The organism is Streptomyces sp. 8N706 (assembly GCF_052245415.1).
GTDB lineage: Bacteria > Actinomycetota > Actinomycetes > Streptomycetales > Streptomycetaceae > Streptomyces.
Genome location: NZ_JBQQBW010000056.1, coordinates 1 through 13695 on the forward strand (window position 1 = coordinate 1; position 13695 = coordinate 13695).

Genomic DNA, 13695 nt, shown 5'->3' on the forward strand with positions numbered 1-13695 from the left:
AGAATCCCGGCGGTCAACGCGCCCGTGGCCACGACCTGGTGCCGGGCACCACTGTCCGCGGTCATCAGGACGAGCAGACCCGCCATGAGTGCGATGACCCCCCACGGCAGCCATGCCCGGCCCCCCGGAGCGCCGTCGGGGCGGGCGGGAGTCATGTCCTCGGGCGTCGGCCACTGCGCCGCGGGACCGGCGGCGCCCCGTCCAGGAGCTGCAGCCGTCTCTCCTCGCCGTGGGTCTCGACCTGCACCACGATGCGGCGCAGCGCGTCGGCGGCCTGTCGGCACTCCTCGTCGCTGAGCTGCTCGGCCACAAAGGCCTCTTCGGCGTTGAACGCCGGGAAGAGGGTGTGCATGAGCGTGTCGCCCTCCGGCGTGAGGCCGAGCAGTACACGCCTGCTGTCAGTGGGGTGATCGGACCGCCTGACCAGCCCGCGTGACTCCAGGGTGCGGGCCACACCGGTCAGGGTCCCCTTCGAGATCCCTGCCTCTTCGGCCACCAGACGGGTCTCCATCTCGCCCCCGATCCACACGACCCACAGCACGACGAATCCGGTCCATGTCAGGTCGGAGCCGCGCAGTACGGAGTTCTCGACGTGCTGACGGACGGCGGCGGCGGCACGGTGGATATTGGCCACCATCGCCATTTGGTCATGCCGGATCGGCGTGTCGCCCAGCTTGGCCTGGACCAGCCTCTCGGTCTCGGTAATGGATCGCCGACCGGGCACGAGGCCTCCTTCGCACGGACAAAGCTGTTCGACCTCGAATTGTACGGGCGCACGACAGGCCGGACGCCCCGAGCTGCAGCCAGGGTCAAGGGGCCCGGCGGACCACGGAATCGCACCTCCAGGACAGGCCACCGCCGGGCGGAGCGGGGCTGCGCCGGCCCGCCCACCGGCCGTGCGGCATGGCCGGCCCGCCGTGTCGGGCGCCCTTGGCGAACCACGCCGCGTCGAGCCGCGCGGGCAGCATCATCGGCCCGTACAAGTCGGTCATACAGGAGTAGACCGGCAGGAAACCGTCGCATGCGTCGTTCTCGGTGGGGCCGACTTCGATGGTGAACTGAGGCCCCGGCCGGTTCAGGACAGAGGCGGTGTCAGGTGATGAGCAGATACAGCACCGCGAGGGCGTTCTCCACGTCGGGCTCGACCGCGGCCACCGTGTCGTTGTAGAGGAACCCCTCGGTCGCCCTGACCATCGCGAACGCCAGGGGGCCGATCTCCGCACGCGGTACGAAGGCTCCGGTCGCCGCCTCCGCGCTCAGCAACTCCGCGACCACGCCCACCATGCGCCCCTGCACGCCCGCGTCGCGACCGGTCAGAACCCGCAGCGCCGCATGGGTTTCCTGGCGCAGGAAGGCGCGCAGCGCCGCGTCGTCCGCCACCACGCGAAGGAAGTGCCGCACCACCGCCATGATCCGGTCAGTTCCGGCCAGCTGCTCCGCGTCCCGGACCGCGGCATTCCAGATGTCCTCGGTGAGCGACCAGATGACATCCGCGAGCAGTTGCTCACGCTGCCCGGTCCACCGGTACAGGGTCGCGCGGGAGACCCCGGTCTGCGCTGCCAGCGCCTGCATGTCCAGGCGGGAGCGGGTGAGGAACATCCTCCTCGCCGCGGCGAACACACCCGCCGGTGTGGCCCGTACCCGTGTCAGGCCGGCCTGCGGCTCCAGCGAGGCGAGATAGGCGGCCGAACCACCGGTGGTGCGCGGCCGCCACGGCACTGATCGGCCACAAGAGGGTTCAGTCGGCGAGTTTCGCGTCACATCCGCAGCGTACAAGAATGGCGTGTGCCTTCCCTGAGACATTATCAGAATCTGTGTTACCGTCGGTCGCGCTCCATTGCCCTTGTGTCCCACGAGCGACCAGGAGAGCGATGCGAACCCACAGCGCGCGCCGCTTGGCGCGCCACACCATCACCCGCACCGCGGCTGTCCTCATCTGCCTGTTGGTGTCGGTCCCCACGTCCCCCACCCCGTCGGCTGCCGCGTCCGCGGAGCGCCGACCCACCGCGCTCACCCCGGGCTCCCTCACCGTCGGCACGGCGTCCGGTACGGTGCGCGGCACGGCCGGACAGGACGGCGGGCGGGTCTTCCACGGCATCCCCTACGCGGCTCCGCCGACCGGTGCCCTGCGCTGGCGGCCACCGCAGCCCGCCCGGGCCTGGTCCGGCGTACGGGACGCCTCCACACCGGCCGACCCCTGCGCGCAGCTCCCGCTGACTCTGCTCCCCGACGGTGGCCCGATCCTGCCCGGAGAGTCCAACCGGACCGGCAGCACCTCGGAGGACTGCCTCTACCTCAATGTGTGGACCCCGCCCCCGACCGCGGCCAGGAACCCGGCCCCCAACCCGGCCCACAGCAACCGCAGAAAGCTGCCGGTCTTCGTCTGGCTGCACGGCGGAGGCAATGTCTACGGCGCCGGCAGCGACTACAACGCGGCGGCGCTCGCTGCCAAGGGCATGGTCGTGGTCACGGTCAACTACCGTCTCGGCGCACTGGGGTTCCTCGCCCACCCGGCCCTGTCGGGCGAGAGCACCGGCGCCGCGTCGGGCGACTACGGCCTGATGGACCAGCAGGCCGCACTGCGCTGGGTCCAGCGCAACGTCGGCGCGTTCGGCGGTGACCGCGACAGGGTCACCCTCGGCGGCCAGTCCGCCGGATCGGTCGACACCTGCCTCCACGTTGCCTCACCCACCGCGAAGGGCCTGTTCCACCGGGCGATCCAGCACAGCGGAAGCTGCGTCTCCGACGGCGCGCTCACCCCGCTCACGCTCCCCGCGGCCGAGAGGAACGGTCAGGACTTCGCGGCCTCGGTCGGTTGCGCCGACCCGGCGAATGCGGCGGCCTGTCTGCGATCCGTGCCCGTCACACGGCTCCTCGGGAGTGCCCAACGGCCGGCGGCGCTCTGGACTCCGAACACCGGGCCGGCCGTACTGCCCCTCCCACCCCGCGAGGCGTGGGCCTCGGGACGGGTGAACGCGGTGCCCGTGCTGGGCGGCAGCACCCATGACGAGTACCGCTACTTCACCGCGGTGTACGTGGACCTGCTCGGAGGCGGCCCGCTCACGCCCGCCACGTACGCGGCGCTGATGCACCAGCAGCAGCCCGACCGGGCGGATGCCATTCTCCGGGAGTACCCCGCCGCCGCGTACCCCTCGGCCGGCCTCGCCTACTCCGCCGCCGCGACCGATCAGCGGTTCGCCTGTCCGGCGCGCGGGGACCGCCGCCTGTACGCCCACCGAGTCCCCGTATATGCCTATGAGTTCAACGATCCGCAGGCACCGCCGTTCATCCCGGCGCCCCATACGCCGCAGGGGGCGTTCCACGCCTCGGAACTGGCGTACCTCTTCCCGACCCGGGCACTGCCGCCCCTGACCGACGCCCAGCTGCGCCTTTCCCGGGCGATGACCGACTACTGGGCGCGGTTCATCGCCACCGGCGACCCCAACGGGCCGGATACGCCGCACTGGCCGCGGTACACCCCAGGCAGCGACCGTATCCAGGTGCTGGCCCCTGACCGCCTCTCCCCCACGACCGGCTTCGCGGCCGACCACCACTGTGGGTTCTGGAAGGCCGACGGCGCCTGACGCGGGCCGGACACGGCGGTCGCCACCTGGTGTGGCGACCGCCCCTTCCCCGCGGCCGGCCGGGCGGGGTCAGTGGCATACTGCGCTGGCGATGAGCGATTCGACAGCGGCGGCCGGACGCCGCCCGACCAGGCGCGACGATCAGCGGGAGGCCTCGCGGCGCAGGCTGCTGGACGCGGCGCTGGAGATCCTCGCCGAGGAGGGCTACCGCGGGCTGACGGTGAAGCAGGTGGGTGACCGCGCCGGGGTCAGCCGCGGCATGGTGAACTACCACTTCACCTCCAAGGCCGGGCTCGTCGAAGCCGTCGTCACCGACATCCGCGAGGTCTTCGTCGACCGGCTGCGCGCTCTCCCCGGGTACGACCGGATGAGCGGACTCGAAGCCGTACTGGCCAAGCTCGACCAGTTCTTCGTACGCCTGGCGGAGCCGGAACCGGCGGTACGGGCGCGGGCCCTGCTGGTCCTTCTCGTCGAGGCCGTGGGCGGGACCGGCGGGACCGGCGAAATGAAGAGCACCATGGCCGGCCATCTCAACCTGGTCCGTACGGCCGTCGAGGACGACATCCGCCGGGGGATGGTGGACGGGAGCATCCGGCCGGATGCCGACGCCGTCGCGCAGGCGTTCCTGGTCGAGAGCATCGCTCGGGGCGTACTGCTCCAGTACCAGCTGGACTCGGCGCGCACCCGGCTGGCGAAGATCGGCCGCGCCGCCCACGAGATGCTGGTCCTCGGGCTCGCTCCCGACAGCGCGGGACCCGGCTGACGCGGCACGGCCCGCCGCGGCCCGCACCGCGGACAGCAGGAACCGCGGAAGGGACCGGGCAGGCCGGATCCGGCGTGGATGCCCGTCGTCAGACCGCGTTGAGGCCCCCGTCCACCACCAGGCTCTGGCCCGTGATGTAGGAAGCGCGGTCGGAGAGCAGGAAGGTGACGGCCTCCGCCACCTCCCAGGCGGTGCCCTGGCGGCCGAGCGGGATTCGCTCGAAGGAGGCGCTCCGGGATGGTCGCCCGGCCGAGGCCTGACGGCCCATCGGCGTATCGATCAGCCCCGGGACCACCAGATTGGCCCGGATCCCGCGCGCCGCGCCCTCCTTCGCGACATGGCGGGTCAGACCGAACAGACCGGCCTTGGAGCTGTCGTAGGCGGGGGAATGGGTGGCGGCGCGCAGTCCGGCCACCGATCCGATGAAGACGATGGCACCACCGTCGTCCATGGCCGGGAGCCCGTACTTGGCGGCGAGGAACGGCGCCCGCAGGTTGAGGGCGAGGACCCGGTCCCAGTCCTCGGGGGAGGAAGCGGCCAGTCCGGCGCCGAGGCCGATGCCGACATTGACCACCAGCGCGTCCAGTCCGCCCAGTTCGCGGGCCGCCTCCTCGACCATGGCTGCCGACTGCCGGGCATCCGTGGCGTCACCCACCACGGTGACGCCCGCACCGCCCTCGCCGGTGACCAGCCCGGTGGTCGCGGCGGCGGCCTCCTCGGCCACATCCGCGCAGGCCACACTCCCGCCCTCCCGGGCGGCGAGAACCGCAATCGCCCTGCCGTTGCCGACGGGCGCCGCCGGATCGCCGTCGGGGCGGGTCCCCGCGCCGATCACCAGTACCCTGCGGCCGGTCAGGCACCGGCCCGACGAACCCGGCTCCGGCCTCTCACCCATGCCTCCGAGCTCCTTCCGTTTGCACGGCATCCACGCCATCCATGGCCTCGAAGCCCGCGTCCAGCTCCACGCCGGCGGTGTTCAGGAAGAACGCCACCATGTGGTACTGGCCCACCAGCATGGTGATTTCGATCAGTTCCGCGGCGCTGTGGTGCACGGCGAGGGCCTGCCAGGTGGAGTCGGACAGCCGGGCATCACGGTTCAGCTCGTCGGCGGCCCGGAGCAGATACCTCTCGGGCTCGGCCCATCCATGAGCTTCCGGGCCGTGCGGAACGCGCTCGATTTCGGTATCCGTGACGCCCGCGGCCCTGGCCAGCGGGACATGGCGCCCCCATTCGTACGCGGCGCCGGTGTTGTACGAGGTACGCAGGATCAGCAGTTCGCGGACCCTCCCCGGCAGCCTGCCCGCGCGGAGCAGCTGCCCTCCGAAGGGCATGAACCGCTCGTACAGCTCGGGATGGCGCACCAGGGTCGTGAAGATGTTGGGCACCCGCCCTCCGGGGTCCCGCGGAGCGTGGGCGAGCAGCTCACGCGTCCGGGTATCCCACTCATCCTCGGACAGCGGCAGAAGCCGGGGGCGGGCGCCGCTGTGTGCGGCGCGGTTTCTCTCGGACATGGAGACCTCCAGCCGCCCACCGTAGAAACTGGCTGAACGCTTGGCAAGCCAAATGGCGAGGTTGTGCCGTGCTCGTCAGAGCCGGCCCGCCCGGGAAGCACAAGTACCGGCCGCCCTTCCCCTTTTCCTGCGGCGCGGGATACCTCTGGAGGCAGGCGTTCACACCGGGAAGGAACCACCATGGAAGACCGTCCGCCCTCCCAGCCGACGGCAGACCGGGACACGGCCCCCGGCGAGACAGGCGCCGGCCAGGAGCACGGCGGCTGGTACGTCGACTCCCGCTGCACGAACTGCGATGTCGCCCGGCAGCTCGCCCCTGAGCTGATACGCGAGGTCGCGGGCCGGTCCGAGATCGTCCGGCAGCCGCGCGACAGCGCGGAGACCGGCCGGCTCCACGCCGCCGCGTTCGCCTGTCCCACCCGGTCGATCCGCCGTCCCGGCCGGCGACTCGACCCCGCCTTCGACCCCTTTCCCCTGGCCCTGGACGACGACGTCCTCCTGTGCGGGCACAACTCCCCCCGCACCGCCGGGGCCAACTCCTACCTGCTGCGCCGGCCGTCCGGCTCCCTGATGATGATCGACACGCCACGCTGGAACAGCGCGCTGGCGGCCCGGTACGAGGCGTCGGGCCCTGTCACCGATGTCCTGCTCACGCACCGCGACCATGCCGCCCACGGCCGCCGTTACGCCGACCGCTTCGGAGCCCGGCTGTGGATTCACGAAGGCGATCTCGAGGCCGCTCCGGACGCCGACCATGTGCTGCGCGGCACGGACCCGTTGGAGATCGCTGACGGCGTGACGGCGCATCCGCTCCCGGGCCACACCCGGGGCAGCGTCCTCTACGTCGCCGACGAACGCTACTGCTTCAGCGGCGACAGCCTGTACTGGTCGCGCACCACAGCGGACGTGGAGGTGGCCGAGAGCGTCACCTGGTACTCCATAGAGGAACTGGGCGCTTCCCTGGCCCGGACGGCCGACCGGCTCCGCTTCGAGTGGCTGCTGCCGGGGCACGGCGACCGCAAGCGGCTCCCCGCCCCGGAGATGACCAGGCGTCTACGGCACCTGACGGCCCGCGTCCGGATGCTCCGGCCCCGCCCCATCGATTTCACCGCCATGCGCTATTAGCCGCTCAGGGCCGCTCATGCCCACGCCGTCAGGCGTTCGCGGTCGTGCGGGCAACTCGGCCTCGCTGCCCTGGCAGGGTCAGGGCTTCACCGCAATGCGGCCCTCGTCCATGCGCAGCAGGAGCAGCCGGGCACCGGTCTTCTCCAGGAACTCGTCGACCGCTTCGCGGGAGCCCTGCCACCAGCCGTAGTCGTCGATGAGGAGAACGCCGCCGCTGACCAGCCGCGGGTAGAGGTACTCCAGTTCATGGCGGGTCGAGGCGTACCAGTCGGTGTCCAGCCGCAGGATCGAGATCTCCTCCGGGGCGCCGTCCGGAATGGTGTCCTCGACCCTGCCCGGGACGAAGTGCAGGCGCTCCTGCGGATAGGGCACCTGCGCGAAGCCCTCCCGGACATCGTCCAGCGTGGCAATGGCCCAGATGGGGGCGTCCTTGCTCCGGCGCGCCAGGAGGTCGGCCGCGCTCTCGCCGTCCCGGCGGCGGTCCTTCTCCGTGGGCGGGGGCATGCCCTCGAACGTGTCGAAGAGATAGAGGTCGCGACTGGTGTCCCCGGCCGACAGCAGTGTGTGGGCAACCGCCTGCATACTGCCGCCCCGCCAGACACCGCACTCGACCACTGCGCCCGGCACGCGGTGCCGACTGACGTAACGGGTGGCGAGGATGAGGGCGTTCAGCCGTTCGGGTGAGGTCATGGTGAACGGCCTGACGGAATGGATGACGTCGCGAGCCTCGTCGTCGTAGTCGGCCGGCAGGCTCCTGCCGCGCGGCGGCGGGGGCGGTGGCGGCGGCAAGGGACGGCGCAGCTCATAGCCCGTCGTCCGCTCCAGGGTTCGGTTCACCATCTTTCTCCAGCCCATACACCTGAAGCTAATGCCACCCTCCGCGACCCGCGCGGGGAAGCGATCGCCTCCTGGCATGAGCCGCGCCGGATCGAGCGGCGGTCCTCACCGGCCCCGCAGGCAGTCCGAGCCCGTCGGGCCCGGTCGCCCGGCCGTCCGCGAGGGGCAGGAGCAGGGGGCCGCGGGCGTCCACCGCCCCGAGCCGGCGGCACGGGCGCTCATCCGGTGATCAGGCGGGTCGGCTTGTGTGCTGGTCCTGTCGTCAGGTGATCCGTTCTTCTGCTGGTGCGCTGATCCGGTGGTGTGGTGGTCCGGTGGTGTGGTGGTCCGGTGGTGTGGTGGTCCGGTCGTCAGGTGGTGGGTTGGTCGGGTCGTCAGGACGATGTGACACCGGAGGGCCAGCGCTGGAGTGCCCGCAAGACGGTCCTCATCCTGATGATCGCGTGGGGGCTGGCCGCGATGCTCTGCGGGCTCGTGCAGACCAAGGCGCAGTTCCATCTCGCGCGGTTCGTGCTTGGGCTTCTTCGAGGGGGCGTGTGGCCGGCCGTGCTGATCCTGCTCGCCTCGTGGTTCCCGCTGCGTGAACAGGCCCGCGCCAACGCGCTGTGGATCGCCTGTCTGCCCATCTCCTCCATCATCATGGCGCCGCTGTCCGGCTGGATGCTGGACCACGCGAGCTGGCGCCGGGTGCTGGTGCTCCAGGGCGTACCGCCGCTGCCGTGGGCCCTCCTGTGGTGGTTCGCCGTCGCCGACCGGCCCGCACAGGCGAAGTGGATCTCGAGCGTGGAGGCGGACCATCTGGGGCCGGCGGCGCGACGCGGGGCCGTACCACTGGTCGTGGGTATCGCGGCACTGCTGCTGGGCCAAGCCGCGGACGGCGCGTTGGTACCGATGGTGCTGTTGTGTGTGACCGCCGTCGCGGTGTGCGCGCCGTACGGGCCGTTCTGGACGATCCCCGGGGAGCCGCTGCGCTTCGAGGCGGTGGCCGTGGCCATGGGGCTGACCAACGCGCTGGGCAATCCGGGCGGATTCGCCGGACCGTAGCTCGTGGGCTGGCTGACGGATGCCACCGGCTCCAGCCTCACGGGCTTCGCCGTCCTGGCCGCTTTCCTGGCGGTGGCGGTGGTCCCGGTGACCGTCGGACTTCGGCCCACCACGACAAATGGCGCCGAGCACGACCCTCACGGCGCCGGAAGGAGTCTGACGACGTCGACCCGCCCGGCGCCTGAAGGACATCGCTGATGTCCCCCTGGTGCATCAGCGGTGCTCCCGTGCTTTCGGTCCATGGAACACGTTACGTGTCATGGTCCGCTGCCACGGACCGGAGCCCACGCAAGGAGCCTGCGGGCTACCGCGCCGTGGTATCGGCCGCCGGTGCCCCTCTTCGACACCTGCCGGTCACGACAGCAGGATGCGTGACAGTGCCTCCGCTACGGCATCCTCGGCGGAGGCCACCTGGACGAAGATCTCCCCCACGGGACCTGTCCGCACGCCCCATCCGTCGATGACGATCGTGGGCTTGCCCGCACGCATGGCCAGCGCCACCTCGCTCAGGGTGCCCCAGCTGCCCCCGACCGAGATCACGGCATCACTGGTGTTGACGATGAGCCCATTGCGGAGCTCTCCCAGACCCGTGGCAACAGCCACCGAGAGGTACGGGTTGCCGACGTGGCGATCGAGTCCCGGCAGCAGGCCGACGGTGGTACCGCCTCGTTGGTGAGCGCCCTCGCAGACGGCTTCCATCACCCCTCCCAGACCGCCGCAGACCACAACGGCACCACGCTCGCCGAGGAGTTCACCGACCCGGCGGGCACAGCGCCTTTGGGGATCCGTGGCGTTCTCAGGGCCGACAACAGCGACGTGGAAGGGACGACGGGCCGAAGACCGGGGGGAGGACGCCATGGCTGCTCCTGGTCCGCTGTTACCAACACCTCGCCCCCTGTGACAAGGTCCCAGTGTCCTGGCAGGAGCCGAGCCTCATGGGACGGCGCGCGGTAGCACATGTGCGGCCCTGGCCGCCGTTCGAACTGGACCGCCATTGACGGCGCGCACTGTCCCGTCGGGACCGCTGTGCGTCGCGACCTGGGTGCATAAGGTACGTAAGGGTCGGGGTGGGCTCAGGTCGAGGTCCACGCGGGGTTGCGTCCGCTGAGACAGATGACGCGGTCGAGGAGCGGGGCGTCGGCCGGGACGTCGACGACCGGGCCGAAGAGCCCTTCCCGCCCTGCCTCCTCCCCCGGCCCGGCCATCAGCGACACGAACTCCATGGAGGCGTCGAGCGCCTGCGGGTCGCAGTCGTACGGCAGGCCGCTGCTGCGGGCGACGTCCCAACCGTGAATGACCAGCTCGTTCAGCGCGATCGTGCCTGCCAAGCCGCCGGGCAACTCGACCCCGCCGGCCCGGGTCATCCCCTCCCAGGCCTGCGGGTCGCGCCAGGCCTCGGCGAGTCCGGAGAGCTGCCCGGCGATACGGGCCCGCCAGTTCTCTCCCAGACGAGCGGCGTCCCAGGAGGGAGCCTGGGAGGAAGCCGGGCCGAGGTCCTTCAGAGCGGCGTCGGTGAAGGCCCGGGACAGCCCGCTCACGTGATCGATGAGGTCCCCGAGGGAGTAGCCCTCACACGGCGTCGGTGCCCCGAGCTGGTCATCGGTGATCCGCTCCAGCAGGTCCGTCATCCGGCGGGCCGCAGGGCCGAGATCGAGCATCGCGTTCATCGGGGCTCCCTTCGGTGCGCACATCGCCCCGACCACACCCTGCCACGAGGGACCGACAGTCCCGTCGCAGGGCGCGTTCCCGCCCGGAAGCGCGTCGCCTATTCGGCCTCAGCCGCCGAGCAGGCTCCCCAGGCCGTCGTCCACGCCGTCCAGCACACCGCTGACGGTGCCGGTGAGCGGGCCCTTGTCACGCGCGTTGTCCTTGTCCGCGGGCTGTGACGGTGTGCTGGTCGGCTCCGCCGACTTCGTCGAAGCCTGCGTCGGGGCCTGGTCGGACGCGGAATCGCCGGAGGTCTGGTCCGGGCGCGCCGGTGCGCTCTCCGGAGCCTGATCCGCGGACGTGGCTGCGGGTCGCGGCGACCGCGCGGTGTCCTCCTGCGAGGGCGCGGCCTGGGAACGGGGCGTGGCCTGGGTGTCCTGTGCGGTCGGGATGACCTTCGGTTCGGCGGAGGACGTGACGGCCAGGCCGCCGTCCTCGGGCTTGTCCGCGTTGCCGGTACTGCCCTGCCCTGAGGCGGTCGATCCGGGGAGATCGGCCGTCGGGTCGTACCGGGAGCCGGACTCCGCCTGTACCGCGGTCTCATCGTCGATGGACTGGAAGGCGAACGCCAAAGCGCCCACCACCCCCATCGCGGCCGCTGTCTTGAATATCGCGGAATATGCGCGACTTATCCGGTGGGGTCGCCTGTGCCTGGCCATTACGACTGCCTCCGAGTCGTTCCGCTTACTGTGCCGCACCATTAAACCTTGGCCGTACGGCCGCACTGACGCCTGATGCCCACTCGTTACGCAGCGATATCAAAATCCGGAACATTTTGCTCGCGAGGTGGTCTCAAAGCGTTGTTTTCGGATGCTTCACGCAACCTGCTCGGCATCCGGTCATATGGCGCCTCCCCACGCGCTCCTCTTGCGACCAGACGCCCCTGCCCCCGTTCTCAGCTGCTGTCGGAGCGGCGGCCATTGGTCTCCTCCACCACCAAAGGGCCTGACCTTGCAGTGTTTATCCTTTTGAGCGGAACTGCCTCTTATTGCGGGATACTGCGGCACGAGGGCGGAGTTCATGTCCGGAATCGATCACCTTGGGTGGCAGTGGCCGAAGCGGAGGGCTCACCCCGTGCCGAGCAGTCCCGACGGATGCGGCCGGGGCCGCCCCGGCTCCTCCGGCAACTCCCTGCGGCGGTTGAACGCCGCCGACGGGGGGACCCCTGCCCGGCGAGCCACCCCCCGACCATGCCCTCCCGCATACCTCGCTGTGCTCGATGACCTCGGGGAGCGGCCGCTCCTTCGATCCGACGTGGCAGGACAGCGTGCCCAAGGCCGGGCGAGGACGGGCGCCGGCCGGCGCGGGGACACGTCGGAGAGTCCTGCCCCCGACGACCTCGCCACCACGACGAACGCGAACAGCTCCCGCTGACGACCGGGGTTCGACTGACGGGTCCCTGCCCGCAAACCGTTGTCCGCAGGGGGCCTTGGGGCATCGGCTCCGCCCTCGAGCAGGCCGGGTACGGACCCTCCTGACCGGTCCCCGGCGGACGGCCGGGGCGCCGCCCGAGAGTCGCTCGGCCTTCTCGCCGCGGACGCCCGAGACCACCGCTCGCGGGAGTCGGCAACCCGTCGGCCAAAAACGTTTCACCGACTCCTGCACTTGGCATTCGGCTGTTTCTTATGCCCGCTCGACCACCGCAAGGGCGCGCGTAAACGTATGCGGCACTTACGAGTGAACATGGTTGCTTTCTGGTGCGCCGAGTAGCGGTGAGCGGCAGTCTTATGCCTGGCTCGTTCGGTTCGTTGGGGGGAGGGCGGCGGACGGTGGCGTTGAACCCGTATCGCTGGTTGGGACATCGGCGTTTTTTCGGATTATTCTATAGGCTGGGGAACTCTTCCATAACCGCTGTCCCCACCGAACTCCCTTGCCGTGAATCGCGGTTAGGGCGTGTTTCACAAGTGGCGGCGTCCGTCCGAAGGGCGGGGTCCGCGGCTCCCCCAGCTACCGCTGGGCGGTGCCCCCAGGTGCGTGCGATCGCAAGGCGGTGGGAATACCCCCGGCCGGAGGCTGGGGGAGGTCGTCCTCGTACTGGGGTCCCCCATACCGAAGGCCAGGGGAGTACTCGGACGAGCCCGACAACGCAGCGTGGGGGCACTCCCCCAGCCTTCGGCCGGGGGGACCCCCACCCGCGGCAGCTGGGGGAGTGCGTGTCAGGCACCGCGGGCCTGGGGGCACCTCCCGGACGGAGTCTGGGGGAGGCACTTGTGAAATCCGCCCCAGGGCCGCTGCGCCTGGTCCTGCGGCGTATCGCCCACCCAGTCCTGCTCGTTGCGGTGGCTTCGGTCATCGCGGCGACGTTGCGTTATGGCTGGGACACCGGCGTGGTCAGCCTTCTCTTCCTGCTGGGCACCTTTGCCTATCTTGCGGTGCTCGAGCGCCTGATCCCCTATGAGCGCGCCTGGCATCCCAGCCCGGGTGAATGGGGCTGGTACGGCGTCTACTTCCTGCTGACCATGGCCGGTGGCGGTCTGGCGCAGCTGGTGGTGACGGCCGTCGTCCGCGTGGTGTCACCGCCCCATCCGGTACTCGGCCTGGGGTCGGAACTTCCGTCGGTCCTGTTGCTCGGCTCTCTGGCCAGCTATCTGGTGCACCGTCTGGGGCACAGCCATCCGTGGCTGTGGCGTCTGCACGGTGTGCACCATGTGCCGGACAAGGTCAACGTGGCCAACAACGGCGTCAATCATGTCTTCGACATTGTGCTGGCCCAGGGCACCGCCCAATTGACGCTGGCGCTGATGGGGTTCTCCAAGGAATCCGTCTTCGCTCTGGGACTGTTCGTCGTGGCACAGGGCTATTTCGTCCATGCCAACATCGATGTCCGCCTCGGCTGGCTCAACCACATTTTCGCGAGCCCCGAACAGCACCGCCTGCATCACAGCACGGACCTGTCGGAAGCCGGCCACTACGGCTCCGATCTGTCGATCTGGGACCGGGCCTTCGGAACCTTCACCTGGCGTCCCGACCGCCATCCGGTTGCGGTCGGGCTGAAGGATCCCGGGTCATTTCCGATAACCGGCGCTGTCGTCGCCAGCTTTCTCCATCCCTGGCGTCGGCAGCGAATGCCGGCCGACAGCCCCCTGGACACACCCAGCTAGCAGCATCTCGCCATCCCCTGCTC

At 70.5% G+C, this 13695-nt stretch carries 13 protein-coding genes; 5 read left to right on the forward strand and 8 right to left on the reverse strand.

All coding sequences use genetic code 11. The features are described 5' to 3' along the window. Positions 1-151: 151 nt before the first annotated feature. Together ACTWQE_RS20910 and ACTWQE_RS20915 are read right to left on the reverse strand one after the other, a co-directional pair. Positions 152-724 carry a MarR family winged helix-turn-helix transcriptional regulator gene (locus ACTWQE_RS20910; RefSeq protein WP_443330525.1) on the reverse strand — a complete coding sequence of 191 codons (573 nt, stop codon included), beginning with the start codon at positions 722-724 and terminating at the stop codon, positions 152-154. 368 nt (positions 725-1092) lie between these two features. After that, the gene (locus tag ACTWQE_RS20915; protein WP_443330526.1) at positions 1093-1719 is read right to left on the reverse strand and encodes a QsdR family transcriptional regulator; all 627 of its coding nucleotides are present in this window, start codon (positions 1717-1719) and stop codon (positions 1093-1095) included. Between the two features lie 152 nt (positions 1720-1871). Between ACTWQE_RS20915 and ACTWQE_RS20920 the strand changes: the two genes are divergently transcribed. Both ACTWQE_RS20920 and ACTWQE_RS20925 read left to right on the forward strand, forming a co-directional pair. Then, positions 1872-3584 (forward strand): carboxylesterase/lipase family protein, encoded by a 1713-nt coding sequence (locus tag ACTWQE_RS20920; protein WP_443330527.1) that lies wholly within the window; start codon positions 1872-1874, stop codon positions 3582-3584. Positions 3585-3675: 91 nt separating this feature from the next. Beyond that, positions 3676-4347 (forward strand): TetR/AcrR family transcriptional regulator, encoded by a 672-nt coding sequence (locus ACTWQE_RS20925; protein WP_443330528.1) that lies wholly within the window; start codon positions 3676-3678, stop codon positions 4345-4347. A gap of 88 nt (positions 4348-4435) precedes the next feature. Here ACTWQE_RS20925 and ACTWQE_RS20930 read toward each other — a convergent pair whose 3' ends face one another. After that, positions 4436-5242, reverse strand: coding sequence for an SDR family NAD(P)-dependent oxidoreductase (locus tag ACTWQE_RS20930; RefSeq protein ID WP_443330529.1), 807 nt, complete (start codon positions 5240-5242; stop codon positions 4436-4438). Beyond that, the gene (locus ACTWQE_RS20935) at positions 5235-5858 is read right to left on the reverse strand and encodes a carboxymuconolactone decarboxylase family protein (RefSeq protein ID WP_443330530.1); all 624 of its coding nucleotides are present in this window, start codon (positions 5856-5858) and stop codon (positions 5235-5237) included. The genes ACTWQE_RS20930 and ACTWQE_RS20935 overlap by 8 nt, the downstream gene beginning before the upstream one ends. Before the next feature lie 180 nt (positions 5859-6038). On the opposite strand from ACTWQE_RS20935, the gene ACTWQE_RS20940 reads away from it, so the two are divergent. Continuing rightward, positions 6039-6983 (forward strand): MBL fold metallo-hydrolase, encoded by a 945-nt coding sequence (locus ACTWQE_RS20940; protein ID WP_443330531.1) that lies wholly within the window; start codon positions 6039-6041, stop codon positions 6981-6983. 78 nt (positions 6984-7061) lie between these two features. Here the strand turns inward: ACTWQE_RS20940 and ACTWQE_RS20945 are convergent, their stop codons facing one another. After that, the gene (locus ACTWQE_RS20945) at positions 7062-7838 is read right to left on the reverse strand and encodes a TylF/MycF/NovP-related O-methyltransferase (RefSeq protein WP_443330532.1); all 777 of its coding nucleotides are present in this window, start codon (positions 7836-7838) and stop codon (positions 7062-7064) included. 336 nt (positions 7839-8174) lie between these two features. On the opposite strand from ACTWQE_RS20945, the gene ACTWQE_RS20950 reads away from it, so the two are divergent. Further along, on the forward strand, positions 8175-8864 hold the full coding sequence (locus ACTWQE_RS20950) for an MFS transporter (protein WP_443330533.1): 690 nt from the start codon (positions 8175-8177) through the stop codon (positions 8862-8864). Positions 8865-9218: 354 nt separating this feature from the next. On the opposite strand, the gene ACTWQE_RS20955 is transcribed toward ACTWQE_RS20950, so the two are convergent. The 3 genes from ACTWQE_RS20955 to ACTWQE_RS20965 all read right to left on the reverse strand — a co-directional run bounded on the left by ACTWQE_RS20955 (position 9219) and on the right by ACTWQE_RS20965 (position 11161). Then, positions 9219-9722 (reverse strand): TIGR00725 family protein, encoded by a 504-nt coding sequence (locus ACTWQE_RS20955; protein WP_443330534.1) that lies wholly within the window; start codon positions 9720-9722, stop codon positions 9219-9221. Positions 9723-9937: 215 nt separating this feature from the next. Beyond that, positions 9938-10531, reverse strand: a complete 594-nt coding sequence (locus tag ACTWQE_RS20960; protein WP_443330535.1) for a TIGR03086 family metal-binding protein — start codon at positions 10529-10531, stop codon at positions 9938-9940. A 108-nt stretch (positions 10532-10639) separates the two neighbouring features. Continuing rightward, complete coding sequence (locus ACTWQE_RS20965; RefSeq protein WP_443330536.1) at positions 10640-11161, reverse strand: hypothetical protein; 522 nt, start codon at positions 11159-11161, stop codon at positions 10640-10642. Between the two features lie 1620 nt (positions 11162-12781). On the opposite strand from ACTWQE_RS20965, the gene ACTWQE_RS20970 reads away from it, so the two are divergent. Next, entirely contained in the window at positions 12782-13672 is an 891-nt protein-coding gene (locus ACTWQE_RS20970) for a sterol desaturase family protein (RefSeq protein ID WP_443330537.1), read from the forward strand. Positions 13673-13695 lie beyond the last annotated feature (23 nt).